Annotated in this window: 21 protein-coding genes; 6 read left to right on the forward strand and 15 right to left on the reverse strand. The window is 59.9% G+C overall.

Going from position 1 to position 26,527, the window contains the following annotated elements; all coding sequences use genetic code 11:
• The first annotated feature begins 74 nt into the window (after positions 1-74).
• Positions 75-857 carry a class I SAM-dependent methyltransferase gene (locus GHN92_RS01390; protein WP_153379163.1) on the forward strand — a complete coding sequence of 261 codons (783 nt, stop codon included), beginning with the start codon at positions 75-77 and terminating at the stop codon, positions 855-857.
• A gap of 131 nt (positions 858-988) precedes the next feature.
• On the opposite strand, the gene GHN92_RS01395 is transcribed toward GHN92_RS01390, so the two are convergent.
• Positions 989-1,630, reverse strand: a complete 642-nt coding sequence (locus GHN92_RS01395; protein WP_095001290.1) for a TetR/AcrR family transcriptional regulator — start codon at positions 1,628-1,630, stop codon at positions 989-991.
• A gap of 89 nt (positions 1,631-1,719) precedes the next feature.
• Here GHN92_RS01395 and GHN92_RS01400 point away from each other — a divergent pair, with 89 nt between their 5' ends.
• Both GHN92_RS01400 and GHN92_RS01405 read left to right on the forward strand, forming a co-directional pair.
• Positions 1,720-2,820, forward strand: a complete 1,101-nt coding sequence (locus tag GHN92_RS01400) for an efflux RND transporter periplasmic adaptor subunit (protein WP_133144282.1) — start codon at positions 1,720-1,722, stop codon at positions 2,818-2,820.
• Positions 2,821-2,825: 5 nt separating this feature from the next.
• Positions 2,826-5,891: an efflux RND transporter permease subunit gene (locus GHN92_RS01405; RefSeq protein WP_095023032.1), complete on the forward strand. Its 3,066-nt coding sequence runs from the start codon at positions 2,826-2,828 to the stop codon at positions 5,889-5,891.
• A gap of 152 nt (positions 5,892-6,043) precedes the next feature.
• Here the strand turns inward: GHN92_RS01405 and GHN92_RS01410 are convergent, their stop codons facing one another.
• The 3 genes from GHN92_RS01410 to plsB all read right to left on the reverse strand — a co-directional run bounded on the left by GHN92_RS01410 (position 6,044) and on the right by plsB (position 9,365).
• Positions 6,044-6,442, reverse strand: coding sequence for a YbaY family lipoprotein (locus tag GHN92_RS01410; RefSeq protein WP_095001293.1), 399 nt, complete (start codon positions 6,440-6,442; stop codon positions 6,044-6,046).
• 124 nt (positions 6,443-6,566) lie between these two features.
• A complete protein-coding gene (locus GHN92_RS01415) occupies positions 6,567-6,743 on the reverse strand; it encodes a hypothetical protein (protein WP_153379166.1) in 177 nt (58 codons plus the stop codon).
• Between the two features lie 123 nt (positions 6,744-6,866).
• Positions 6,867-9,365, reverse strand: a complete 2,499-nt coding sequence (gene plsB, locus GHN92_RS01420; RefSeq protein ID WP_095018176.1) for a glycerol-3-phosphate 1-O-acyltransferase PlsB — start codon at positions 9,363-9,365, stop codon at positions 6,867-6,869.
• A 239-nt stretch (positions 9,366-9,604) separates the two neighbouring features.
• Here plsB and GHN92_RS01425 point away from each other — a divergent pair, with 239 nt between their 5' ends.
• Positions 9,605-9,814: a cold shock domain-containing protein gene (locus GHN92_RS01425; protein ID WP_095001295.1), complete on the forward strand. Its 210-nt coding sequence runs from the start codon at positions 9,605-9,607 to the stop codon at positions 9,812-9,814.
• Between the two features lie 127 nt (positions 9,815-9,941).
• On the opposite strand, the gene GHN92_RS01430 is transcribed toward GHN92_RS01425, so the two are convergent.
• The 4 genes from GHN92_RS01430 to GHN92_RS01445 all read right to left on the reverse strand — a co-directional run bounded on the left by GHN92_RS01430 (position 9,942) and on the right by GHN92_RS01445 (position 15,047).
• Positions 9,942-10,319, reverse strand: a complete 378-nt coding sequence (locus tag GHN92_RS01430; RefSeq protein ID WP_095001296.1) for a hypothetical protein — start codon at positions 10,317-10,319, stop codon at positions 9,942-9,944.
• A gap of 80 nt (positions 10,320-10,399) precedes the next feature.
• On the reverse strand, positions 10,400-11,209 hold the full coding sequence (locus GHN92_RS01435) for a putative RNA methyltransferase (protein ID WP_133144281.1): 810 nt from the start codon (positions 11,207-11,209) through the stop codon (positions 10,400-10,402).
• A complete protein-coding gene (gene dapE / locus GHN92_RS01440) occupies positions 11,209-12,360 on the reverse strand; it encodes a succinyl-diaminopimelate desuccinylase (protein WP_095001298.1) in 1,152 nt (383 codons plus the stop codon). Before dapE ends, GHN92_RS01435 begins: the two co-directional genes overlap by 1 nt.
• A 95-nt stretch (positions 12,361-12,455) precedes the next feature.
• Complete coding sequence (locus GHN92_RS01445; RefSeq protein ID WP_095001299.1) at positions 12,456-15,047, reverse strand: glycosyltransferase; 2,592 nt, start codon at positions 15,045-15,047, stop codon at positions 12,456-12,458.
• 276 nt (positions 15,048-15,323) lie between these two features.
• On the opposite strand from GHN92_RS01445, the gene tcdA reads away from it, so the two are divergent.
• Positions 15,324-16,142, forward strand: a complete 819-nt coding sequence (gene tcdA / locus GHN92_RS01450) for a tRNA cyclic N6-threonylcarbamoyladenosine(37) synthase TcdA (protein WP_095001300.1) — start codon at positions 15,324-15,326, stop codon at positions 16,140-16,142.
• Between the two features lie 121 nt (positions 16,143-16,263).
• On the opposite strand, the gene GHN92_RS01455 is transcribed toward tcdA, so the two are convergent.
• Genes GHN92_RS01455 through GHN92_RS01470 form a run of 4 tightly spaced genes read right to left on the reverse strand, consistent with a single transcriptional unit; the run spans position 16,264 to position 19,361 of the window.
• Entirely contained in the window at positions 16,264-16,668 is a 405-nt protein-coding gene (locus GHN92_RS01455) for a SufE family protein (protein WP_095001301.1), read from the reverse strand.
• A complete protein-coding gene (locus GHN92_RS01460) occupies positions 16,665-17,870 on the reverse strand; it encodes an aminotransferase class V-fold PLP-dependent enzyme (protein ID WP_095001302.1) in 1,206 nt (401 codons plus the stop codon). Before GHN92_RS01460 ends, GHN92_RS01455 begins: the two co-directional genes overlap by 4 nt.
• Positions 17,871-17,928: 58 nt before the next feature.
• The gene (dapD, locus tag GHN92_RS01465) at positions 17,929-18,963 is read right to left on the reverse strand and encodes a 2,3,4,5-tetrahydropyridine-2,6-dicarboxylate N-succinyltransferase (RefSeq protein ID WP_095001303.1); all 1,035 of its coding nucleotides are present in this window, start codon (positions 18,961-18,963) and stop codon (positions 17,929-17,931) included.
• Positions 18,964-18,998: 35 nt separating this feature from the next.
• Complete coding sequence (locus GHN92_RS01470) at positions 18,999-19,361, reverse strand: ArsC family reductase (RefSeq protein ID WP_095001396.1); 363 nt, start codon at positions 19,359-19,361, stop codon at positions 18,999-19,001.
• A gap of 229 nt (positions 19,362-19,590) precedes the next feature.
• Between GHN92_RS01470 and GHN92_RS01475 the strand changes: the two genes are divergently transcribed.
• Positions 19,591-21,237, forward strand: coding sequence for a Na+/H+ antiporter (locus GHN92_RS01475; RefSeq protein WP_095001304.1), 1,647 nt, complete (start codon positions 19,591-19,593; stop codon positions 21,235-21,237).
• A 105-nt stretch (positions 21,238-21,342) separates the two neighbouring features.
• Here the strand turns inward: GHN92_RS01475 and dapC are convergent, their stop codons facing one another.
• Genes dapC through map form a run of 3 tightly spaced genes read right to left on the reverse strand, consistent with a single transcriptional unit; the run spans position 21,343 to position 26,181 of the window.
• A complete protein-coding gene (gene dapC, locus GHN92_RS01480; protein ID WP_133144279.1) occupies positions 21,343-22,542 on the reverse strand; it encodes a succinyldiaminopimelate transaminase in 1,200 nt (399 codons plus the stop codon).
• A 26-nt stretch (positions 22,543-22,568) separates the two neighbouring features.
• Positions 22,569-25,271: a [protein-PII] uridylyltransferase gene (locus GHN92_RS01485; protein ID WP_133144278.1), complete on the reverse strand. Its 2,703-nt coding sequence runs from the start codon at positions 25,269-25,271 to the stop codon at positions 22,569-22,571.
• Positions 25,272-25,326: 55 nt separating this feature from the next.
• On the reverse strand, positions 25,327-26,181 hold the full coding sequence (map, locus tag GHN92_RS01490) for a type I methionyl aminopeptidase (protein ID WP_095001307.1): 855 nt from the start codon (positions 26,179-26,181) through the stop codon (positions 25,327-25,329).
• Positions 26,182-26,527 lie beyond the last annotated feature (346 nt).

Genomic DNA, 26,527 nt, shown 5'->3' on the forward strand with positions numbered 1-26,527 from the left:
GCTCTGGCAAAATGCCGGATATTTCATTTATCGGCAGTCTTTGCCGATCATTAAATTTTTGAGCGTGTTTTTAGATGATTGAGCAAACAGCGGGCTGTCGTATCAAAGTCGAGGCACTGGACGAGGCTTATCAGGCCCTGGCCGAGCAATGGGCCGAGCGTCTGGGTTTGTCGTTGGACGAACCGGACGCCGAGTTCGCCTTGCAATTGAGCGCCCAGGGTTTGCAGCTGCAGCAGTTGGGCGCAGATGCGCCGGGCCCGGTGCGGGTCGACTTTGTCGAAGGTGGCGCGGCCCATCGACGTTTGTTTGGCGGCGGCACGGGGCAGATGATCGCCAAGGCCGTGGGGATTCAGCAGGGTGTGCGCCCGCGGGTGCTGGATGCCACGGCGGGCCTGGGCAAGGATGCATTTGTGCTGGCGAGCCTGGGCTGTGAAATGAGCCTGATCGAGCGCCAGCCGCTGATCGGTGCCTTGCTCGAAGACGGGCTGGCCCGTGGTCTGGATGACTTTGAGGTGGCGCCGATCGTGTCGCGTATGCACTTGCTCAAGTGCAATTCGATCGAAGTGATGCGCAATTGGCAAGGCGAACCGCCGCAGGTGATTTACCTGGACCCGATGTTCCCCCATCGCGAAAAAACCGCCCTGGTGAAAAAGGAAATGCGCTTGTTCCGGCCATTGGTGGGTGATGACAACGATGCCCCGGCGTTGCTGGAAGCTGCGCTGGCGTTGGCCAGCCACCGGGTGGTGGTCAAGCGCCCGCGCAAGGCACCGTGCATTGCCGGGCCCAAGCCGAGCCATGCGCTGGATGGTAAGTCGAGCCGTTACGATATTTATCCGAAAAAAGCGTTGAAACCTTAAAAGCCCCTCACCCTAGCCCTCTCCCGGAGGGAGAGGGGCCTAAAAGGTAAAAGCAAATCTGCGTAACACCACACATCAGCCCTCTCACCCTCCGGGAGAGGGTTGGGGTGAGGGTAAAAGGCGCCGCGGTCTCACGACAATGGCTGATACGCCCGCATAAATATCCCCACCACTTCCTGCACATGGGCCTCGCTTTCCTCGGGCCCCGGCGGTTCACCGCCAGCAAACAGCAGGCGAAAGTTCGGCGCGCCCTTGAGCATGCAGAAGAAGTGCTCCGCCGCATAATGGGGGTTGTCGATCTGCAGCGCGCCGCTTTGATCCATCTTGCGCAGCAAGCCCTCCATCTCGTGCACCACACGCTCCGGCCCGGCCTCCAGAAAGATCTGCGACAGCTTCGGATCCTGGCTGCCCAGGGCAACCATCAGGCGATGCAGGTTCAGCGACTCTTCACTGTTGATCAGCACCTGAAAACCACGGGCAATGTTCAGCAATACATCCTTGATCGGCTTGCCCGCCGGCAATTCAAAGAACAGTACCGGCAACTGTTCGGTGCATTTGGACATGATGGCCGAGGAAAACAGGGTCTCCTTGTCGGTGAAGTGACTGTAGACCGTCAGTTTTGACACGCCTGCCAGACCCGCAACCGCATCCATGCTGGTGTTGGCATAGCCCTTGGTCAAAAACAGGGTTTTGGCGGCGTCGAGGATCGACTGGCGTTTTGCCAGGTCCTTGGGGCGCCCGAGGGCATTGGGGGGTAAAGGATTGTCAGACATATCCGTTTATTACTGGACTGGTGAGTTTAGTATTAATAACATGCTGCCAGTATAAATATTCCAAGCCCCATTAGCGAAAGGTCATCACCATGTTGCGCCATGCCTTGCCCCGCGCTGTGCCTGTGTGTCTGCTGTTTTTATTGTCTGGGTGTGGGCAGCAGGAGCCCGCAAAAATCAGCATCAGCCCGGCGATGGTGGTGCAACCGCAGCCTTCGGCACTGGCCAGCCAGAGTTACCCCGGCGAAGTGCGGGCACGCTTTGACCCGCAGTTGGCGTTTCGCATTGGCGGCAAAGTTACCAAGCGTCTGGTGGACGAGGGGGAGCGGGTCAAGGCTAATCAGCCGCTGGCCGAGCTGGACCCGCAGGACGTGCGCCTGCAACTGGACGCCACCCGCGCCCAGGTCGCCGCCGGGCAGGCCAACCTGAACCTGGTGCGTGCCGAGCGCGACCGCTACAAGACCCTGCTGGACCGGCAGATGGTCAGCCGTTCGCAGTTCGACAACGCCGAAAACCTCTACCGCTCAGGCGAAGCCAGGCTGCAACAGCTCAAGGCCGAGCAGGACGTGGCCAGCAATCAGGCGAGTTATGCGGTGTTGCGTGCGCCGCAAGACGGTGTGATTGCCCAGCGTCAGGTCGAAGTGGGGCAGGTGGTCAATGCCGGGCAAACGGTGTTTACCCTGGCTGCCGACGGCGAGCGTGAGGTATTGATCAGCTTGCCGGAACAGGATTTTGGCCGTTTCAAGATAGGCATGCCGGTAGCGGTCGAGTTGTGGTCGCAGCCTGGCCAGCGCTTCAGCGGCCGCATCCGCGAACTGTCGCCTTCAGCTGATCCTAAATCGCGCACCTTTGCTGCGCGTATCGCTTTCACCGCTGGCAAAGTGCCTGCCGAACTGGGACAAAGTGCCCGGGTGTTTATTCAGAGTGAAGGTGTCAGCTCGCTGTCGGTGCCGTTGTCGGCCCTGACTGCGGAAAATGGTGCGTCCTATGTGTGGCGGGTGGGCCAGGGCAACAAGTTGGAGCAGGTGCCCGTGCGTGTGGGGCCGTTTGGCGAAAGCAGCGTGCCGGTGCTCGAAGGCCTTACGGCCGATGACTGGATTGTTGCCGCCGGTGTGCATGTGTTGCATCCCGGCCAGGAGGTGCGGCCGATTAATCGCTCCAACCGGGCGATCAATGTCGCGGCCAAGGAGTAGTCGCCATGGGTTTTAACCTTTCCGCATGGGCGTTGCGAAATCGTCAGATCGTCCTGTTTCTGATGCTGTTGCTGGCAATCGTTGGCGGTCTTTCTTACACCAAATTAGGGCAAAGCGAAGACCCGCCGTTTACCTTCAAGGCGATGGTAATCCGCACCCTGTGGCCGGGCGCCACGGCTGAAGAAGTCTCGCGTCAGGTCACCGAGCGAATCGAGAAGAAACTGATGGAAACCGGCGAGTACGAGCGCATTGTCTCGTTCTCGCGCCCGGGTGAATCGCAAGTGACCTTTATGGCCCGCGACTCGATGCATTCCGACCAGATTCCCGAGCTGTGGTATCAGGTACGCAAAAAGATCAGTGATATACGCCACACCTTGCCGCCGGATGCGCAGGGGCCGTTCTACAACGATGAATTCGGCACCACTTTCGGCAATATCTACAGCCTGAGCGGCGAAGGTTACGACTACGCGGTACTCAAGGACTACGCTGACCGTATCCAGATCCAGCTACAGCGGGTCAAGGATGTGGGCAAGGTCGAGTTGCTGGGCCTGCAGGACGAAAAAATCTGGATCGAACTGTCCAACCTCAAGCTGGCGACCCTGGGTTTGCCGCTGGCGGCCGTGCAAAAAGCCCTTGAAGAGCAAAACGCAGTATCGACGGCGGGCTTCTTCGAAACCCCGACCGAGCGCGTGCAATTGCGTGTGAGCGGTAACTTCAAGACGGTCGAAGAGATCGAACGCTTCCCCATTCGCGTAGGCGAGCGCACCTTGCGCATCAGCGACGTGGCGGATGTGCGTCGCGGTTTTAATGATCCTCCGGCACCGCGCATGCGCTTTATGGGCCAGGACGCGATTGGCCTGGCCGTGGCGATGAAGGACGGTGGCGATATTCTGGTGCTGGGCAAGGCACTGGACACCGAGTTTGAGCGGATCCAGAAAAACCTTCCGGCGGGGATGCAACTGGGCAAAGTGTCAGACCAGCCTGCGGCGGTGAAAACCAGCGTTGGTGAGTTTGTGCAGGTGCTGGTCGAAGCACTGGTCATCGTTTTGCTGGTGAGTTTTTTCTCCCTGGGTGTGCGTACCGGCATGGTGGTGGCGCTGACCATTCCGCTGGTGCTGGCCATGACTTTTGCCGCCATGCATTACTTTGGCATCGGCCTGCACAAGATCTCGCTGGGCGCGTTGGTGCTGGCGCTGGGCCTGCTGGTCGACGACGCGATCATCGCCGTGGAAATGATGGCGATCAAAATGGAGCAGGGCTACGACCGGCTCAAGGCCGCCAGCTTTGCCTGGACCAGCACCGCGTTCCCGATGCTCACCGGTACGCTGATAACGGCTGCGGGCTTTTTGCCGATTGCCATGGCGCAGTCGAGCACCGGCGAATACACCCGCTCGATTTTCCAGGTGGTGACCATTGCCCTGCTGGCGTCGTGGGTGGCTGCGGTGGTGTTTGTGCCGTATTTGGGCGCGCTGTTGTTACCGGACCTGGCGAAGATTCATGCGGCCAAACACGGCACAGGGGCTGGCGTGCCTGACCCCTATGCAACGCCATTTTACCAGCGCGTACGTCGGTTGGTGGAGTGGTGTGTGACCCGGCGCAAAACCGTGATTGCCCTGACCGCGTTGGTGTTTATAGGCTCGGTGGTGCTGTTCAAGTTTGTTCCGCAGCAGTTCTTCCCGGCGTCCAGCCGACTGGAGCTGATGGTCGATATGAAGCTGGCCGAGGGTGCTTCGTTGAGCAACACCACCGACCAGGTCAAGCAGCTCGAGGCACTGCTCAAGGATCACCCGGGCATCGAGAACTATGTGGCTTACGCAGGCACCGGTTCGCCCCGCTATTACCTGCCACTGGATCAGCAACTGCCCGCGGCGAGCTTTGCCCAGTTTGTGGTGTTGGCCAAGACCATCGAGGACCGGGAAAGCCTGCGCACCTGGTTGATCGACACGCTCAATGAACAGTTCCCGACGATACGCTCGCGGGTGACGCGTCTGGAAAACGGTCCGCCTGTGGGCTATCCGGTGCAGTTTCGGGTGACCGGCGAGCATATCGAAGAGGTACGGGCGCTGGCGCGCAAGGTCGCAGCCCAGGTGCGGGGCAACCCCCATGTGGTTAACGTGCACCTGGACTGGGAAGAGCCGAGCAAGGTGGTCAACCTCAATATCGATCAGGACCGGGCGCGTGCCCTGGGGGTGAGTACGGCCAACCTGTCGCGCTTCTTGCAAAGTACCTTGCTGGGCTCGACGGTCAGCCAGTACCGCGAAGATAACGAGTTGATCGAAATTCTGCTGCGCGGCACAGCCCAGGAACGTACCGAACTGGCGCTGCTGCCGAGCCTGGCGGTACCGACCGATAATGGCCAGAGCGTTGCCCTGTCGCAGATTGCGACCCTGGAGTACGGCTTTGAAGAAGGCATTATCTGGCACCGCAATCGTCTGCCGACCGTGACGGTGCGGGCGGATATTTACGGCAAGGAGCAACCGGCGACCCTGGTGCAGCAGATTCTGCCGACCCTGGAAGGTGTGCGTGCCGAGCTGCCAGATGGCTATCTGCTGGAAGTGGGTGGCACGGTGGAAGACTCCACCCGCGGCCAGGACTCGGTGAAGGCCGGCGTACCTCTGTTTATCGTGGTAGTGCTGACGTTGCTGATGGTGCAGTTGCGCAGTTTCTCGCGCATGGTGATGGTATTCCTGACGGCGCCTTTGGGTTTGATCGGGGTGACATTGTTCCTGTTGTTGTTTGGCAAACCGTTCGGTTTTGTGGCGATGCTGGGCACCATTGCGTTGTCGGGGATGATCATGCGCAACTCGGTGATCCTGGTGGATCAGATCGAGCAGGACAAGGCGGCGGGGCTGGACCCGTGGCGGGCGGTGATTGAAGCGACGGTGCGGCGGTTCCGGCCGATTGTGCTGACCGCGCTGGCGGCGGTACTGGCGATGATTCCACTGTCACGCAGCGTGTTCTTCGGGCCGATGGCGGTGGCCATTATGGGCGGGTTGATCGTGGCGACTGTGCTGACGTTGCTGTTCTTGCCTGCGTTGTATGCGGCTTGGTTCAAGGTGAAGAAGGTCTAGGAGCCAAAGCCCCTCTCCCGGATGGAGAGGGGACCGACCGCGTTGATGCGGGATTCAACTCAATGCTTTCAGACTGCCGAGATTCTTGAAAATCCCCCTAATCGGCTCCCTCTCCCTCCGGGAGAGGGTTGGGGTGAGGGCGAGCCTGCGGATTAGCGAATCTGATCCACGCGCACACGGATCGGCTGCTGGGTCTTGGCCGTCAGGTCGACACTGTTGCGCTCGGTGTTGATAAACAGCAACTGGCCGTTCTCTTCAATCCGCGCGCTGATTGCGTAGGTGTGGCCGGGTTTGATTTGCGCCGGGTCATAGGTCAGGTGGAAAGGCAGTGGCACCTGGCCTTTTACCGGGCCGCTCTGTTTGGCCAGTGTTACCGCTGGCGCGTCGGCCAGAGACACATCCTGCAGGCTCACTTCCAGTGTAGCGGTAGGTGGCAGGGCGATACGTTGCAGGTAGAACACTTCACCGTCGAGGGACGCTTGCGGGGTCGAGGTCATGGAACTACAGGCTCCCAGCAGGGCGGTCAGGCTCAGTAAAAGTAACTTTTTCATAGGGCAGACTCCGTTTCTTTTCCTGTGTAAGACATTTCACACTGGAGAATGGAAGGGATTCTAGCAATGAACTTGCCCTTGAAGCGGCAAACCTGTGCCTGACAACCGCTGCTGTTTCAGTGGGTTATTCAGTCAGAGGTTCATCCTGGGATTCGTCAGGGGGGGTGTTGTGGCTGGCGGGTTGGATGCCGTTGCCACCGTGGACGCTGCCATCGGGATTCTGAACATGCCAGGGCGTGCCAGCATTGCCCCTGGTTTCAGGAGAGGGGTGTTCGGAGGGGGTTTTGTTGTCTTGGGTCATTTCCAGACTTCCTTATCGTTGGTTTGCTTTGGATGTGTGCCGACATCTTCGGCACACATCCAAGGCTAGTCGCGGATTGGAAGGCTGAAACCGGTTGAGACGTTTCAACTCAACTTTGCAGGATTACCCCACGCTCTCGGAAATATCCGCGGCATCTTCACTTCGGTGCAATGCCACCTGGCGAATGGACAGGCGGATTTCCGCAGGCAACACGCGCTTGGCGGCCCCTTCAGCCAGTTCACCGAGCAGTTCGTGGTAGCTCAGCTTGCCATTGCTATCGCGGCGCAACACGTCCTCTTCAAGCAAGGTCTGGATAAAGTGCCGGAACAGGCTCTTGTCGAAGAATTCCGGGGCGTTGAGCCCATGCAGAATCGACAGGCGCTGGGCCATCATGGTGCACAGGTCTTCCAGTTCTTCGGCGCTCAGGGTGTTCTGGCCGCTGTTGAGCAGCAGGGATATGGCCATGTAAAAGCGCTGCAGGGTTTGCGCAATGCTTTTGGACAGCAGCGTCAGCAATACAAAGTGTCGCGAGCTTGGCGCAGGGCGCAGGTACACGTCTTTTTCGAACCGTAGCAACCCTTGCTCGACAAAGGCTTCAAGCCATTGATCGACCACTCCGTCGAGTTCTTGCTCGGACCAGCGGATAAACAGTTCCGATTGCAGGTACGGATACAGCGCATGGGTGTAGCGCAGGATCTGTTCGCGGCTCATGCGCGAAGTGCTCTGGAAGAAGCTGGCGAGCAATGATGGCAAGGCAAAGATATGCATCACGTTGTTGCGGTAATAAGTCATCAGTACCGCGTTCTGCTCATCCAGATAGAGGATCTTGCCCAGCGCATCGCTTTGCTCGGCCAGCAGATTCATGTCTTTGACATGCTTGATCAGCGCCGGGCCATCGCCTTCGGGCAAGGTGGTGTACGGCGAGTAAGGCACACGGCGCAGCAGGGCCAGATAGAGGTCCAGTACCCGGGCCATGGCTTGCTCATCCAGGGCCAGGCGGGTAGTGGACAGCAAGGCCAGTGCCACCAGGTTTACCGGGTTGATGGCCGCCGCTTCATTCAGATGCCGGGCAACCTTTTCTCCCAGGCGGTTGGTGGTCTGGCTCAGCCATTCAGGGCGGTAGGACGGTGCAAGCTCCTGCTGACGCCAGCCCGGCTGCTCCTGCTCAAGAAACTCGGCCAGCTTGATCGGCTCGCCGAAGTTGACTGCGACCTGACCGAACTTCTGTTTTTTCAGCGCACCGATCACTTTGAAAATGTCAAAAATCGACTCTTTTTTCTTGCTGGCGCCGCGCAGCTCACCCAGGTAGGTACGGCCTTCAAGAACGCGTTCGTAACCGATGTATACGGGTACGAACACGATCGGCGTGCGTGATGAACGCAGGAAGCTGCGCACGGTGATGGCCAGCATCCCGGTTTTCGGTTGCAGCATGCGTCCGGTGCGCGAGCGGCCACCTTCGACGAAGTACTCCACCGGGAAACCCTTGGTGAACAGGGTGTGCATGTATTCGTTGAACACCGAGGTGTACAAGGGGTTGCCCTTGAAGGTGCGGCGCATGAAAAATGCCCCGCCACGGCGTAGCAGCGGGCCCAGCACCGGCATGTTCAGGTTGATCCCGGCGGCAATGTGCGGCGGGGTCAGGCCGTTGCGAAACAGCAGATAGGACAGCAGCAGGTAGTCGATATGGCTGCGGTGGCATGGCACATAAATGATCTCATGGCCCTGGGCGACCTTTTGCACGCTCTCGATCTGGTTGACCTTGACCCCATCGTAAATCTTGTTCCAGAACCAGCTCAGCAGCACTTCAAAAAAACGGATCGCGGTGTAGGTGTAGTCCGATGCGATTTCATTGGCGTAGCGCAGCGCAAGGGCACGGGCCTTGTCGGGCGAAATATTCTCGCGCTCGGCTTCATCGAGGATCGCCTGGCGCACGGAAGGCTCGTTGACCAGGCCCTTTACCAGCGTACGCCGGTGCGACAGGTCGGGGCCGATGGTCGAGATTTTCAGGTTGCGAAAGTGCACCCGTAAAATGCGCTGGGCCATGCGCACGGTGCGTTCGTGACCCTTGTTGAGGTCGACCAGCTCTCGCATATGGATAGGGGCCGAGAACTGCACGCGGGTTTTACGGCCCAGAATCAGGATGCGCAGCATGCGCCGCAAACGCCCGGTCACGGCCCAGCTGTCGGCGAACAGCAGTTTCCAGGGGCTGGACTCGCTGTCGGGGGACTGGCCCCAGAATACGCTGACCGGGATGATTTGCGCGTCTTCCCCCGGGTGCTGGCTCAAGCCGTCAACCAGTCGGGTCAATACCGGCGGTGCGCCACGCTTGTCCTGACGCCCCAGCCAGTCCGGCTCGGGGGTCAGGTAGAAGAAGGCAGCTGGCTCTATCATCTCGCCTACGGCAACTGGCAGCACCGGGCGCGGCAGGCCGGCTTTGGAGCACTCGGCGTCGACAACGGCCAGCTCGGTCAGCGAGGGCGATTGCAGTACATAGAACACCGGTCGGCTGCGATCCAGGTTCAGGGTCAGCGAAGACTGGTTGATGGTCTCCGAGCGCACCCACAGGTACAGCAAGCGACGCAGGGCGCCAAATACAAGGCGGCGGAATGGGGAGGGGGTCATACGGCTTCTGCGTTAGTGAATTAAACGAGCGTTTACTCGGTCGGGTAGTTTGCAGTATCAGCGCAAAATCGGCAAAAAAGCGCTGAACTAATATTGATTGAGTGTTTTTTTGCCTGACCTATACTCGGTGGTCTTTCGCGATACTGCGTCAGACAGAGTTTTGCAGAGTCAGGTTCAAACGATAGTTCTCAAAGGGCCAGTTAACGAGCCCGATCAATAATAAAAAGGGGGGAAGTTCCATGACTGCACGTGTAACGGGCAATGTGAAGTGGTTTAACGACGCAAAGGGCTACGGCTTTATCCAGTGCGAAGACGGGGCTGATGTGTTTGTGCATTACCGTGCCATTCGCGGTGAAGGCCATCGCAGCCTGGCCGAAGGTCAGCAGGTCGAATACACCCAGGTCTCGGGCGCCAAGGGCCTGCAGGCCGAGGATGTAGTGGGGTTGTAAGGCACTGCTTGCCCTCCCTGTGGGAGCGGGCTTGCTCGCGATTGCATCAGCGCATGTGCACATAGACACCGCGTCGGTCGCATCGCAGGCAAGCCAGCTCCCACAAGGGATCTATGGCCGGTCCGAATCAGGAACCGGTTTTCCAGGTGATTTCTTCCTGGCCGTCTTCGCTGATGCGGATCCAGCGATCGGCGTCTGCCTCGCCCTGTTCTTCAACCCAGCTGCCCGGCGCGCAGCGCACTTCGATGTGCAATGCCTCAAAAGCAGCCTTGGCGCAGGCGATGTCGTCTTCCCACGGCGTCTGGTCACTGTCCAGGTACAGGCTATTCCATTTGCCTACAGCTTTTGGCATCCAGGTTACGGGCACGTTGCCGGCCATGCACTTCCAGGTTTCGCCTTTCTTTTTCCATTCCGTGCACGGTCCCAGCACGTTTGCCAGCCAGGCTTCGACGTCTTTGTAAGTGACGGCTTCTTTCAGGTAAATCTCGATATCGGGTTGGCGCATGGATGTCCTCACTGCGTGTCTGAAAAATCCATTCGCGGATTAGTCGGGCCAAGGGCATGTGCCCCTGGCCGTAAAATGGGTTATTTAAGTACGAAGTAATCGTAGCGCATCGACACGGTCACCACTAAAGGCTCGGGGTGCTCGATGACCTCGGCGCGCCGCTCGGCACTGGCACGCCAGCCGTGAGGGGTCATGGCCAGCAGGTTGGCGCGATCCTGGGGTTCGCTCAGGCTGAGGGTGAACTCCAGTGTTTCACTGTGCTGTAGCGACATGCCTTCGGGCACCAGGGCCAGATGCTTGTCGTCGGCGTAATCCCGGACTTCGTCGTACAGGCGTTCGCGCAATTCCATCAAGTGACCGCGGGTCGGGCCTACACGCATCAGGCCGCCACCGGGGGTGAGCAGGCGCTTGGCTTCGAGCCAGTCCAGCGGGCTGAACACACTGGCCAGGAACTGGCAGCTGGCGTCAGCCAGTGGCACGCGGGCCATGCTGGCGATCAACCAGGTCAGTTGCGGGCTGCGTTTACAGGCACGCTTGACCGCTTCGCGGGAGATATCCAGCGCGTAGCCATCGGCGTTGGGCAGCGCGTCGGCGATTTGCGCGGTGTAGTAACCCTCGCCACAGCCGATGTCGAGCCAGCGCTGCGGCGCGCGTTCGGCGGCCAGTTCGGCCAGGCGTTTGGCCACAGGGGCGTAATGCCCGGCGTTAAGAAAGTCCCGGCGGGCTTCAACCATAGCCTGGTTGTCGCCTGGGTCACGGCTGTTCTTGTGTTGCACCGGTAGCAGGTTCAGGTAGCCCTGGCGGGCACGGTCAAAGCGATGGCCGGCAGGGCACACCACACCATTGTCTGCCGCGTTGAGCGGCTCGGAGCAGATCGGGCAGGCGAGCATCAGGCGAGCAACTTGATCAGGGTCTGGTAGTAGATTTCGGTCAGCACGTCGAGATCGCTGGCCAGCACCCGCTCGTTGACCTGGTGAATGGTCGCGTTGACCGGCCCCAGTTCTACCACCTGGGTGCCCAGGGTCGCGATAAAGCGACCGTCGGATGTGCCACCGCTGGTGGAAGCCTTGGTTTCGCGACCGGTCACCTGCTTGATGCTCGACGACACGGCATCCAGCAGCGCCCCCGGCTCGGTCAGGAACGGCAGGCCGGACAGCGCCCAGTCGATGTGCCAGTCCAGGCCGTGCTTGTCCAGGATGTCCGCGACGCGCTTTTGCAGGCCCTCAACGGTGGACTCGGTGGAGAAGCGGAAGTTGAACACTGCAACCAGATCACCCGGGATGACGTTGGTCGCGCCTGTGCCTGAGTTGAGGTTGGAAATCTGGAAGCTGGTCGGCGGGAAAAAGGCATTGCCGTTGTCCCAATGCTCGGCGGCCAGCTCGGTCAGCGCAGGCACGGCCAGATGAATCGGGTTCTTGGCCAGATGCGGGTAGGCCACATGGCCTTGAACGCCGCGAACGGTGAGCTTGGCCCCCAGAGAGCCGCGACGGCCGTTCTTGACCACGTCACCCACCAGGGAAGTGCTCGACGGCTCGCCGACGATGCACCAGTCCAGACGCTCGTTACGTGCGGCGAAACGTTCGATCACGGCCTTGGTGCCGTGATGGGCCGGGCCTTCTTCGTCACTGGTGATCAAAAATGCGACCTTGCCCTTGTGGTCCGGGTAGTCGCAGACAAAGCGTTCAGCGGCCACCAGCATGGCTGCCAGGCTGCCTTTCATGTCGGCCGCGCCACGGCCGCAGAGCATGCCGTGCTCATCGATCAGCGCGTCGAACGGGTCGTTCTGCCAGGCCTGTACCGGGCCGGTCGGTACCACGTCAGTGTGGCCGGCGAAGCACAGCACCGGGCCTTCGTGTTTGCCGTGGGTGGCCCAGAAGTTGTCGACGTCTTCGATGCGCATCGGCTCAAGCATGAAGCCGGCATCGCCTAGGCGCTGCATCATCAGCTTCTGGCAGTCAGCGTCGATCGGCGTCACGGAAGGGCGACGGATCAGATCGCAGGCGAGTTGCAGGGTCGGCGAAAGGTCGGCGTGGGCCGTCATGGTAGGGACTCCGAAGCGGGACACAAGGCACAAAAGGGCGGTTATCTTAAAGCAAAACGGCGGCCAGAGGCCGCCGTTTAGTGGTTGCAGTCGATTTATGCAGCGGGTTGCTCTTGTGCTTCTTCGACCGGTTTAGGCAACGAAGACATAAAGGCCATGATCAGCGCTGCCAGATACGGCAACGATTGCACCAGCAGCATCACCACCCAGAAACGCATGTCGTTGCTCGGCAGGCCTTGTACGAAGAAAATCCCCACAGCCGCGCCCCAGAGCAGCAGCATGATGAACACCTCTTCGCGGGCTTCCGAGATCGCTACCCAAAAGCCGTGGTTATCGGCGTTTTTAGGCGTACGGAAGAACGGGATGCTGGTGGTGAAGAACCCGTACAGCACGGCTTTGGCGATGGTGTGGGACAACGCCAGCCCGGCCAGTGCCGCGGCGAAGGCGTCCTTGAGGTTGACCCCCACTGCACGGCGGTACAGGAAAATGATCTTGCCCACCTTGAACACAAATAGCGCCAGTGGCGGAATGGCGAAAATCAACAGTGGCGGGTCGACCCGCGTTGGCACGATGATCATCGCCGCCGACCACAACAGGGCACCGACAGTGAAGAAAATATTCATGCCGTCGGCCACCCATGGCAGCCAGCCTGCGAGGAAGTGATAGCGCTGGCCACGGGTCAGCTCCGTGTCTTTGCCCAGCAACAGGCTGGAGGTGTGACGCTTGATAATCTGAATCGCACCGTAGGCCCAGCGGAATCGCTGTTTCTTGAAGTCGATAAAGGTATCGGGCATCAGGCCCTTGCCATAGCTGTTGTGGGAATAGGCGGCGGAATACCCTTTTTCAAATACCCGCAGGCCCAGCTCGGCGTCTTCACAGATGCACCAGTCTGCCCAGCCCAGTTCTTCGAGCACTGAACGGCGGGTCATGGTCATGGTGCCGTGCTGAATGATCGCATCGCGGTCGTTACGGGTGACCATGCCGATATGGAAAAAGCCCTTGTATTCGGAGTAGCAGAGCTTTTTGAAGGTGCTTTCGTTCTGGTCGCGGTAGTCCTGTGGCGATTGCACGATGGCGATTTTCGGGTCGGCAAAGTGCGGCACCATATGCTTGAGCCAGTTGCGGTCCACGCAGTAATCAGAGTCGATCACGGCAATCACTTCGGCATCCGGTGCGGTATGCGGGATCAGGTAGTTCAGCGCGCCGCCCTTGAAACCGGCCAGGGGCGCGACGTGGAAGAACTTGAAGCGCGGGCCGAGGGTGGCGCAGTAATCGCGCACCGGCTCCCAGACTGCCGGGTCCTTGGTGTTGTTGTCGATGATCAACACTTCGAAATCGGGGTAGTCGAGGTTGGCCAGGGCGTCGAGGGTCTGTTTGACCATCTCCGGCGGCTCGTTGTAGCACGGCACATGGATCGAGACTTTCGGACGGTAGGCATCGTCGGCTTCTACCGGTAAAAACTCCCTTCGCCGCTTGCGAATCCATACTGCTTCGGCCAGTTCATGGGCCTCGGTGAGCAGCACGATAAACACCCCGAGCGCACCTAAGCCAAGCAGAAAGCCCACAGTCAGGCTGAACCAGGTGCTGTATTGCTGGCTGTAGTCATAGGCGATCCACACCAGCACCGAGCCGCAGAGGAAAGCGGTAAAGGTCAGGAAGGTGCGGCCACGCTGGCGCAGGGCGGAACCGTCGATCAGCAGCAGTGCCAGCGACAGCAGGCCCATGACCACCGAGCCGATGGCCAGTACGCGCCACTGTGGAATCGCCACCACCGGCCCTTCAAAATTGAATTTTTGCTGGCGGGCAGCGTTGTACACGCCCCAGTACGCGCCCACTGAACCTTCGTCGCTGGCCTTCCACGGCTGGTCGAAGGCTTCGATCACAAAATAGTTGTAGCCCCGGCGGTTGAGGGTATTGACCAACGTACGCAGATAAATCGCCTGGTCGGCCGGGGTAGCGTCAGCGCCACCGCGCATGCGGCCATTGCTCGGCCAGCCAACTTCCGACAGCAGCAGCGGTTTTTTCGGGAACATTTTTTTCAGGTCGCGGGCACGGTCCAGGACGAATTCGCCGGCCTTGTCCACCGGGATAAATTCCCAGTAGGGCAGGATGTGCGCGGCGATCAGGTCAACGTGCTTGGCCAGTTGCGGGTACTTTTCCCAAATATGCCATTGCTCGGACGTGGTGACCGGCACCTTGACCGCGGCGCGCACCCGATCCAGCAGCACGATCAGGTCTTCGGGCGTGATTTCTTCGCGGAACAGGGCTTCGTTGCCCACCACAACCCGCACCACGCTGCGTGAGTTGTTGGCCAGCTCGATGGCTTTCTGGATTTCCCGCTCGTTGCGCTCCAGATCAGGGCTGATCCAGATCCCGATGGTCACGCGCAGGCCGAATTCTTCGGCCAGCTTGGGAATGTCGCCCAGGGTGCCGTCAACCGAGTAAGTCCGGATGTTGTCGGTCAGCTTGCTGATGATTTCCAGGTCGCGACGCATTTCGTCGTCGGTCGGGTACTGGTCTTTCTGTGGGTACTGCCCTTGCTGGAACGGCGAGTACGAAAAACCGGAGATTTGCTCGGGCCAGTTGGGCGCAGAGACCGGGCGATTGATCAGCGCCCAGAAGCCTGTGAAGAGCGCGGCGATGGCCAGGACCACCACCAGATTGAGTCCAAATTTACGCGATGACATAACTATTTCGGGTTCCAAAGGGAGTGGAACGAAGATCGGTCGGCGGGTGCCAAACGGCGCGCATCCTACACTGTGCTTTGACCAATCGTATAGCGGGCGGAATTGAGTCTGGCGTTTGGCACTCACAGCCGACTTAAGTTCTTTCTTTATTAGTTGTAGCTCTTATCTTCTTCCTTAGCAGGCTATTAAAGCAGGCTTGGTCGCATAGCTTGTAGGAAAGATACTCAATGCAATGTAAGAACCCTATAATGCGCGCCGGTTTTTGGGGTGTTGGTCATGAGTACAGAAGATCCACGTTTTGCCGGTGTAGCCCGGTTATATGGGCTGGAAGGCCTTGAACGACTGAAGGCGGCGCATGTGGCGATCGTCGGTGTAGGCGGCGTCGGGTCGTGGGCAGCGGAAGCGATTGCTCGCTGCGGCGTCGGCGAAATTTCGCTGTTTGATCTGGATGACGTGTGCGTCAGCAACAGCAACCGCCAGTTACACGCCTTGAGTACGACCATTGGTCGGGACAAGGTTGAGGTGATGGCCGAACGCCTGCGTCAGATCAATCCTGACTGCAAGGTTCATGAGGTGGCCGATTTCGTGACGCGCGAAACCATGGCCGACTACATCACCCCCGATATTGATTGCGTGATCGACTGCATCGACAGTGTGAATGCCAAGGCGGCGCTGATTGCCTGGTGCAAGCGGCGCAAGATACAGATCATCACCACCGGTGGCGCGGGCGGGCAAATTGACCCGACGCTGATTCAGGTCTGTGACTTGAACCGTACCTTCAATGACCCTCTGGCCTCCAAGGTGCGCTCGACCTTGCGCCGCGATTATGGATTTTCGCGCACCATGACCCGTCACTACAGCGTGCCGTGTGTGTTCTCCACCGAGCAGCTGCGCTACCCAAAGCCGGACGGCAGCATTTGCCTGCAGAAGAGTTTTGTCGGTGACGGGGTGAAGCTGGACTGTGCTGGCGGGTTTGGCGCAGTGATGATGGTGACGGCCACCTTCGGCATGGTGGCGGCGACCAAGGCGGTGGACAAGATCGTGGCGGGCGTGCGCCGGCCTTCGGAGAAGGTAAAGCCTGCACCACAGGAATAAGGCTCGCCTCGGACCTGGCCTGTGGGAGCGGCCTTGCTCGCGATAGCACCGGCGCGGTGTTTCAGATAAACCGAATCGCCCGCATCGCGAGCAAGCCCGCTCCCACAGGGGGCGGCAATGGTCAGGCTGCCAATTCCCGCATCCGCACCAGCACCGCATTGAGCCCATTGCTGCGCGATGGCGACAACTGCCGGCTAAGCCCCAATTGCTCGAACCATCCCGGCAAATCGACCTGCAGCAGCTCTTGCGTGGTCAAGCCGTTCACCCGCACCAGCAGCAACGCCACCAGCCCGCGAATCAGTCGCGCTTCACTGCTGGCCGCAAACTGCCATTGGCCATCGACCTGTTTGCCCACCAGCCACATCTGGCTTTCACAGCCATGCACCCGGTTGGCGTCGGTTTTGTCGGCTTCGCTGAGTTCCGGCAATCGCTGGCCCCATTGCATCAGCAGGCGTGCACGCTGTTCCCAGCCGGTGCAATGCTCAAAGCTGTCGAGCGCCGCCTGGGCGTCGGCGGGCAGGGTCATTGCAGCAACTCCAGCGCCTGATCGAGGGCGAGGAAAAAACGCTCCAGATCTTCTGAGTCATTGTACAGCGCCAGCGAAACACGGATGGCACCAGCCAGACCAAGGCTTTTAAGCAGTGGCATGGCGCAATGATGCCCGGCGCGAACGGCAATCCCCTGTTCGGTCAGCAGATGGGCCAGATCGGCGTTGTGGACGCCCTCGACTACAAAACTGACCAGGGCCAGTTGCGGGGCGCCCAGCAGACGAATGCCCTGGCGCTGCTGCAAACCCTCGACGAGCAATCGGTGCAGTGCTGTTTCGTGGGCCTGGACTGCGCCCTGGTTGAGGTTGGCCAGATAGTTGAGGGTTGCCCCCAGTCCGATCACGCTGGCAATCGGCGGGGTACCAGCCTCAAATCCCAGCGGTGCCGGGCGAAAGGTGGCGTGCTGATAGTCGGCGTCCTGCACCATCTCGCCGCCAAACTGCCAGTGTTGCAAGCGGGCCAGGGCTTCATGACGGCCAAACAGCACGCCCAGCCCGTCGGGGCCATAGAGCTTGTGGGCGGAAAACACATAGAAGTCACAACCCAGCGCCTGAACGTCCTGGCGACCGTGGACAACACCCTGGGCGCCGTCAACCACGGTCAGTGCATTCTGTGCCCTGGCCAGCGCCAACAGTTCGGGCAGGGGCTGCCACACACCAAGGACGTTGGATAACTGGCTCACGGCCAACAGGCGAGTGCGCGGGGTGATCAGGCGTGCGGCGGCCACGAGGTCGATCACGCCGTCGGCATCCAGTGGCAGTACCACCAGGGCCAGCTTTTTACGCTTTGCAAGTTGCTGCCACGGCAGCAAGTTGGCGTGATGTTCCAGGGCGCTGATAACGATTTCATCGCCCGTATTGAATTGGTGCTCCAGGCCGTAGGCCAGAAGGTTCAGCGCTGACGTGGCGCCGTGGGTGAACACGATTTGCCCGCACTCGCCGGCATTGAGCCATTGCGTCACTTTGTGGCGGGTGTTTTCGAATGCCTGGGTCGCGTGGGCGCCCGGCAGATGTTGGGCCCTGTGTACATTGGCTGCGCCGTTGGCGTAGTAATGCGTCAGTGCGTCGAGCAGGGCTTGGGGTTTTTGCGTGGTAGCAGCGCTGTCCAGATACGTCTGGTCCTGACGTTGCAAGGCGGCGATGGCGGGAAAGTCAGCGCGCCAGGGAGAAGGCAAAAGCATGGTGTTCGGGCTCTGTTGACGAGGCCGGAAGCCGGCCCCGTCAGTTGCAGACAGACGCTTAGTTGTGAGCGTGCAGTGCTTCGTTCAGCTCGATGGCCGACTTGTGGGTTTTGCATTCCACAGCGCCGGTTTCCGAGTTGCGGCGGAACAACAGGTCAGGCTGGCCAGCCAGGTCACGGGCCTTGACCACTTTGACCAACTGGTTGTTTTCGTCCAGCAGGGCCACTTTGGTACCTGCGGTCACGTACAGGCCGGACTCGACGGTGTTGCGGTCACCCAGCGGGATGCCGATACCGGCGTTGGCGCCGATCAGGCAGCCTTCGCCGACCTTGATCACGATGTTGCCACCACCCGACAGGGTGCCCATGGTCGAGCAACCGCCGCCCAGGTCCGAACCTTTGCCGACAAACACGCCTGCCGATACACGGCCTTCGATCATGCCCGGGCCTTCGGTACCAGCGTTGAAGTTGACGAAACCTTCGTGCATCACGGTGGTGCCTTCGCCGACGTAGGCGCCCAGGCGAATACGCGCCGCATCAGCGATGCGCACACCGGCCGGAACCACGTAGTCGGTCATTTTCGGGAACTTGTCGACCGAGAACACTTCCAGCAGATCGCCACGCAGGCGCGCTTCGAGTTGACGCTCGGCCAGTTCGCCCAGATCGATGGCGCCCTGGCTGGTCCATGCCACGTTTGGCAGCAGCGGGAACACGCCCGCCAGGCTCAGGCCGTGGGGCTTGACCAGGCGATGGGACAGCAGGTGCAGCTTGAGGTAGGCCTCTGGTGTCGAGGTCAGAGTGGCGTCTTCGGCCAGCAGGGTGGCAACCAGCGGCTTGTGGCTTTCGGCCAGGCGGGTCAGCAGGGCAGCCTGGGCGGCGTCGACCGGTTTGGCGGCTTCAGCCATCTGTGCGGCTTGGGCGGTAGTAAAGGTGATTGCCTGATTGCCACCGGTGTAGCCCAGAATCGGTGCGATGGCTGCAATCAGCTCGGCCGATGGATTGACCAGGGGTTGTGCGTAGAACACTTCCAGCCATGCGCCTTGGCGGTTTTGGGTGCCGACGCCGAAGGCTGCGCTGAACAGGGTAGTAGACATGCAATTACCTCTTACAAAAATAAATGGGCGGGCGCTTACAGAAGGGCCGCCGCATAAAGATCTGGCTTGAAGCCAATCAGGGTTTTGTCACCGAGATCGAGCACCGGGCGCTTGATCATCGAGGGTTGGGCGAGCATCAGTTCAATGGCTTTGGCTTGGTCGAGATCGGCTTTGCGTTCGTCGTCGAGCTTGCGAAAGGTTGTACCGGCGCGGTTGAGCACCACTTCCCAGCCGTGCTCATTGCACCAGCGGGTCAGGTGTTCACGGTCAATGCCGCTGCTTTTGTAGTCATGGAAATCGTAGTGCACTGCATGTTCATCGAGCCAGGTGCGAGCCTTTTTCATGGTGTCGCAGGCTTTGATGCCGAAAAGGTGCAACGTCTTGCTTGAATCGGTCACGGAAATTGCCCCCCCTTTGGAGATGCGGTAAATGAGCAGTCGCGGATTATGCCATGCGCAGCGCCCTTGGGCGTGATTGGCTGCGAGCTTGGCACAGACTTGTGACATGTCGTCGCACTGCTACTTTTGTTCAGGCTCGGCTTTTACGGTTAGACGCTACTATGGAGCGCAATGGGAAATTGTTGCTATTTATTTAGTTTAAAACTGATCGTTCGGGAACTCTGCTGATATGCAAACCGCCTATACCGTCCTTATCCTGCTGATGCTGGTGGGGATTTCGCGTCTGTTGGGGCGTGTCATACCTCTGCCTTTGCCGCTGGTGCAGATTGCTGCCGGTGCCGTACTGGCCTGGCCGACACTGGGCCTGCATGTGGCGCTGGAACCTGAGCTGTTCCTGTTTCTGTTCTTGCCGCCGCTGCTGTTCTCGGATGGCTGGCGTATGCCCAAGCGTGAGTTCTGGCGCCTGCGCGGGCCGATTCTGACCCTGGCAGTAGGGCTGGTTTTGTTTACGGTGGTGGGTGCGGGTTATTTCATCCATTGGCTGTTGCCGACCATCCCCTTGCCGGTGGCATTTGCCCTGGCAGCAGTACTGTCACCCACTGATGCGGTGGCGGTATCGGCCATTGCACAGAATCGCTTGCCCGCACCCTTGATGCACATGCTGCAAGGCGAGGCGCTGATGAATGACGCCACGGGCCTGGTGACCTTCAAGTTCGCCCTGGTGGCTGCCATTACCGGGGTGTTTTCCCTGGCCAATGCCAGCCTGACCTTCATCTTGGTGGCCTGTGGCGGGCTGGCCATTGGCGTCGCCCTGAGCTGGCTGGTGGGGCGTTTGCGCGCGTGGATGATCGCTCGTGGCTGGGATGACCCGGCCACCCATGTGGTGTTTATGTTGCTGCTGCCTTTTGCCGCCTATGTACTGGCCGAACGCTTGGGTGCTTCGGGCATCCTGTCGGCGGTGGCGGCGGGGATGATGCAGAGCTGGCTGGACCTGTTGCCGCGTCAGACCAGCACCCGCCTGCTTAATCGCAGTGTGTGGTCGCTGCTGGAGTTTGCCTTCAACGGGTTGATCTTTTTGCTGTTGGGCCTGCAATTGCCGGACATCATCAAGGCGGTGGTCAGCCACGAAACGACTCTGTGGCCGACCTTGATGTATCGCTGCCTGGATGTGGTGGCGATTTTCCTGGTGCTGCTGGCGCTGCGCTTCATCTGGGTGCAGAGCATCTGGCGGCTGTCCGGCCTGTTGCGACGCTGGCGTGGCAAGGGCGAGCTGACGATGGTGCCGACAGCCCGCTCCTGCTGGCTGCTGACCGTGGGCGGGGTACGCGGTGCGGTGACCCTGGCGGGCGTGATGTCGGTACCGCTGCTGGTCAGCGAGGGTTTGAATTTTCCTGAGCGTGATTTGCTGATCTTTATTGCTGCCGGGGTGATTTTGCTGTCGCTGGTGGCAGCCTGCATCGCCTTGCCGGTGTTGTTGCGCGGTATTCCAAAAAGCCCGGACGATGCCATGCGCAAAGAAGTGCGCGAAGCCTGGCGACGCACTGCGGAAGCGGCGATTCATGCGCTGGAAGCAGAAGAGGTGGTGGAGGCCGATGGTCAGCAGGATGCGGCCCAGGCGGCTCTGGCGGCTGAGCTAAAGGCGCGGATCATGTCTGAGTACCGTCATCAGCTTGAGGTGTACAACGACTCGGCGGAGGCCCAGGCACTGGCTTCGCAAATGGACCAGCTGGAAAGCCGCTTGCGGCTCAAGGCGCTGCGGGCGCAGCGGCTGGAGCTTTACAGCTTGCGCCGTCACCACGAAATCGGCGACGACGCCCTGAGCGAAATCCTCAAGGACCTGGACTTGAGCGAGGCCAACCTGGGAACGGTGAAATAACCCAGCTTTATGTGGGAACGGGCTTGCTCGCGATGGCATCGCAGCGGTTCGTCTGGCAGACCGCATCGCTTGCATCGCGAGCAAGCCCGCTCCCACAGGGGCGGTTTAGCCGCGACGCTGAATAAAGTCGCGGATCCGCCCGGCGGCTTCCACGCACTCAGCCAGTGGCGCAACCAGGGCCATGCGTACGCGACCAGCGCCGGGGTTGAAACCGTCTACTTCGCGGGACAGATAAGAGCCCGGCACTACGGTGACGTGCTCTTGGGCAAACAGGTCGCGGCAGAATTCGGCGTCGTCGCCTTCAACCCTGGGCCACAGGTAGAAGCCGCCATCCGGGCGCTGCACATCCAGTACCGGGGTTAAAATCTTCAACACCGCATCAAACTTCTCGCGATACAGGTCACGGTTGCTACGTACGTGGTCTTCGTCGTTCCAGGCGGCAATGCTTGCCAGCTGGGTTTGTACCGGCATGGCGCAGCCATGGTACGTGCGGTACAGCAGGAACGCCTTGAGGATGTCGGCATCGCCGGCCACAAAACCGGAACGCAAACCCGGCAGGTTGGAGCGCTTGGACAGGCTGTGGAATACCACGCAACGCTTGAAGTCTTCACGGCCCAGGGCCACACAGGCGCTGAGCAGGCCGACCGGTGGTGTCTTCTCGTCGAAGTACAGCTCGCTGTAGCACTCGTCTGCGGCGATCACGAAGTCGTGTTCGTCGGCCAGTGCGATCAGTTTTTTCAGGGTTTCAAGCGGGATCAGCGCACCGGTCGGGTTACCCGGCGAGCACAGGAACAGGATCTGGCAGCGTTTCCAGGTGTCGACGGATACGGCGTCGAAATCCGGGTTGAACCCATGCTCGGCCAGGCACGGCAGGTAGTGCGGCTGAGCGCCTGCCAGGAAGGCGGCCCCTTCATAGATCTGGTAGAACGGGTTCGGGCTCACCACCAGAGCGTCGTCACCACGGTTGACCACGGTCTGGGTGAAGGCAAACAGGGCTTCACGGGTGCCGTTGACCGGCAGGATATTGCGCGCCGGGTCAAGCCAGCCTTTTGGCACGTTGAAACGACGCTCGGCCCAGTCGGCGATAGCTTCGCGCAGCGCCGGGATGCCCAGGGTGGTCGGGTAGACCGCCATCTGGTCGAGGTTGTCAGCCAGTGCCTTGGCCACGAAGTCCGGCGAGCGGTGCTTGGGTTCGCCAATCGACAGCGCGATCGGGCGCTTGTCGGCGTTGGGCTGCACGCTGCCAAGCAGGGCGCGCAATTTTTCGAACGGGTAAGGCTGCAGCTGGTTTAGAGCGTTGTTCATGGGGTGCGGGTCTCACTCGGCGGCGGTTAAATGCTCAGGCGCCACGGTTCTGGGGTTGAATCCTGATTGACCGTCAGTTGCTCGACGATCGCTTCCTGCAAACGCATGCACAGCTGCGGGTCGGACAGCGGCTGGTTGTTTGCATCGGTAATGAAAAAGACGTCTTCGACGCGTTCACCCAGGGTGGCAATCTTGGCGTTCTGCAGCGACAGATCAAACTCCAGAAAGATCATTCCGATGCGAGCCAGCAGGCCCGGGCGGTCGGGGGCGCTGAGCTCCAGCACGGTCACCGGGCGCTGGGCGTCGTTATGGATCGTGACCTGGGGCGCAAAGGCAAAGTGCTTGAGCTGGCGCGGCACGCGGCGCTGGATGATGGTCGGGTAGTCGTCCGGGTTGCGCAGGGCTTCGGTCAGCCCCTTGCGGATTTTTTCGATACGCGCCGGGTTGTTACCAATCGAGCCGCCATCGTTGTCGAGCACGATATAGGTGTCGAGGGTGAACTGACTGCTGGAGGTGATAATGCGTGCGTCATGGATGTTCAGGTTGAGCTGGTCCATGGCGGCCACTGTCACGGCGAAGAAGTCGTGCTGGTCGGGTGCATAGATGAAGATCTGCGTGCCGCCCTCGAACTCGCGCTGGGTGGTTTCCTTGATCAGCACCAGCGGGCCGCCATCGGCAGGCTGCTGCAGGATGGCTTCGGTATGCAGGGCCACGTCGGCAGAGGAGTGTCGCAGGAAATAGTCGTCGCCCAGCTGTGACCAGAGCTGTTCCACGTCATCCTGGTCGGTACCCCCGCGCACCAGAATATCCAGCGCCGCACTTTGCGTCTGGCGGATCTGTTCTTCGCGGTCCACCGGGTTTTCCAGGCCTCTACGCAAGGCACGCTTGGTCTCGGTGTAGAGCTGGCGCAACAGGCTGGCGCGCCAGGAGTTCCACAGCGTCGGGTTGGTGGCGTTGATATCGGCGACAGTCAGCACATAGAGGTAGTCGAGGTGGGTTTCGTCCACCACAATCTGGGCAAAATCATGGATGACCTGCGGGTCGGACAGGTCCTTGCGCTGGGCGGTGGTGGACATCACCAGGTGGTTTTGTACCAGCCACACGATCAGGCGCGTGTCCCACTGCGGCAACTGATGACGGATGCAGAACGCTTCTGCATCCACGGCACCGATTTCGGAATGGTCGCCGTGGCGGCCCTTGCCGATATCGTGGTACAGCCCGGCCAGGTAGATCAGCTCGGGCTTGGGCAGCTTGCCCATCAACTTGCTGGCGAGCGGGAATTTCTCCGATACCTGGGTGTATTGCAGCTTACGCAGGTGTTTGATCAGGTTCAGGGTGTGGGCATCGACCGTATAAATGTGGAACAGGTCATGCTGCATTTGCCCGACGATAAAACCAAACTCGGGCAGGTAACGGCCCAGGATGCCGTAACGGTTCATCCGGCGCAGGTTGCGGTGGATGCCGATCTTGCACTTGAACAGTTCGATAAACAGGCTGGTGTTGCGGATGTCTTTGCGGAAATCTTCGTCGATCAGGTAGCGATGTTCGCGTAGCAGGCGGATGGTGTCGGCCCGCACGCCCTTGATCTCTGGGTGCTGTGCCATCAGCAGGAAGATTTCCAGCATGGCGAAGGGAGTGCGCTTGAACACGTGGTCGCTGGTGGCTTCGATATAGCCATCGTGCAACTGGAAGCGCGAGTTCAACGGGGTTGGTGGCGCCTCGTCCTCGGGAGCGAGGATCACCTCTTCGAAGTGCTGGATGATCAGGTCGCTGAGCTGGGCAATGCTCATGACCACCCGGTAGTACTGCTGCATGAAATTTTCGATGGTCTGCTTGGCGTCTTCGCCGGCAAAGCCGAGCAGTTCGCCGATGCTGCGCTGGTGGTCGAACAGCAGACGGTCTTCGGCACGCCCGGCAAGCATGTGCAGGGCGTAGCGCACCTTCCACAAAAATTCCTGGGACGAGGCCAGCAGGGCGTGCTCGCTTTCTACCAGAAAGCCTTCGCCGGCAAGGGCGCGCAAATTCAGGGTGCCGTACTGGCGGCGGGCTACCCACAAAATGGTCTGGATATCACGCAGGCCGCCGGGCGAACCCTTGACGTTAGGCTCCAGGTTGTACTCGGTGTCGTTGTACTTGTGGTGGCGGGCCTTTTGCTCGGCGCGCTTGGCCAGGAAAAACTCCTTGCTGGGCCACATGTGGGCGGTGCTGGTGACGTCCAGCATGCGCTGACGCAAATGCTCGGGGCCCGCCACGGTGCGGCTTTCCATCAAGTTGGTGATGATGGTCAGGTCGGCGCGGGCCTGCTCTGCGCACTCATCCACCGAGCGCACGCTCTGACCTACTTCTAGGCCTATGTCCCATAGAAGTGTCAGAAAACGCTCAATGGAATCACGGAAAACTTCGTGATCTGCGTTGTCCAGCAGTATCAGCAAATCGATATCGGAATAAGGGTGCAACTCGCCGCGGCCATAGCCGCCGACGGCGACCAGCGCGATGTCGGCCTCAGCGCTCCAGCTGAACTGGTCCCACGCCTGTTGCAGGATGTTGTCGACGAACCATGCACGGTCTTCGATCAGGCGGCGAATATCACGCCCCTTTTTGAAGCGTTCGTCGAGTACCTCCCGAGCCTGGCGGATCGCCTTTTTGAAAGCGGCAATGGGGCTCGCCTTTAATGCCAGCTCGGCCTGGAACTGGCCGCGGTCAAAAAGTTCTGGATCCACCTGCGGCATCGATTGGCATTCCTGTGCTGGGTTTTACGGGCTAAACGGTGAAAACACGCAAGTTTCAGGCCGAAACGCGGGGGATGGTGTCATCGCTGCGCAGGGTGAAAATTTCGTAACCGGTGTCGGTGACCAGCAGGGTGTGTTCCCACTGGGCAGACAGCTTGCGGTCCTTGGTGATGGCGGTCCAGCCGTCGCCCAGCACCTTGGTGTCGGCCTTGCCCTGATTGATCATCGGCTCGATGGTGAAGGTCATGCCGGCCTTGAGCTCCATACCGGTGCCAGCGCGGCCGTAGTGCAGGATCTGCGGCTCTTCGTGGAATACCTTGCCGATACCGTGGCCGCAGAACTCGCGTACTACAGAAAAACCGTTCTTTTCAGCGTGCTTCTGGATCACTTCGCCGATATCGCCCAGGCGGCAGCCCGGTTTAACGATTTCGATAGCCTTGTACATGCATTCCTGGGTCACTTGCGACAGGCGCTCGGCCCATACCGGAACCTTGCCGACGTGGAACATGCGGCTGGTGTCGCCGTGGTAGCCGTCCTTGATCACGGTGACGTCGATGTTCAGGGTGTCGCCGTCCTTCAATACCTTGTCGCCCGGGATGCCGTGGCATACCACGTGATTGATCGAGGTGCAGATCGACTTGGGAAAGCCTTTATAGTTGAGCGGGGCAGGGATGGCCTTTTGCACATTGACGATATAGTCATGGCAGATGCGATCCAGCTCTTCAGTGGTGACGCCGGGTTTTACGTACTCGGCGATCATTTCCAGGACTTCGGCGGCCAGTTTGCCGGCGATACGCATTTTTGCGATGTCCTCTGGGGTTTTGAGGGTGACGGTCATTCGGGCTCTCTTCGCGCGTTGGCGCTCATCATCAGGATTGCGGGCGTGCTGTGAATCGCGGCACGCCGTCATAAAAGTACGATTCTAACAGACGGTCGGCGTTAGTCGTGGGCCTGTAGCCATCGCTTCTCTTAATAGATAGGAGCATCCTGGTTCTATTCCAAGGCCCCGCGCGAATAAGGTAAGCGGCCGAAGCCCGCGCTTTTGATTTTTTCGCCCTTCGTGAGGCCGAATAGGTATGTACTCGGTAGTTTTAAATGGCATTGCGCGTACATATCCAGCATTTGTGTCTAACTGAGACTATGGTTTCGACCTTACGTCGAGTCCCTTTTGGAAGGACCTGTACGGACCGGACACATGGTTGACGGGTGTGCGGGGACATGGTGGACACTTTTCGGCGAGCCAACTTCGCCGGAAA

The sequence above is a fragment of the Pseudomonas sp. FSL R10-2964 genome (genome assembly GCF_009600035.1).
In the GTDB taxonomy this organism is placed as follows: Bacteria; Pseudomonadota; Gammaproteobacteria; order Pseudomonadales; family Pseudomonadaceae; genus Aquipseudomonas; species Aquipseudomonas bubulae.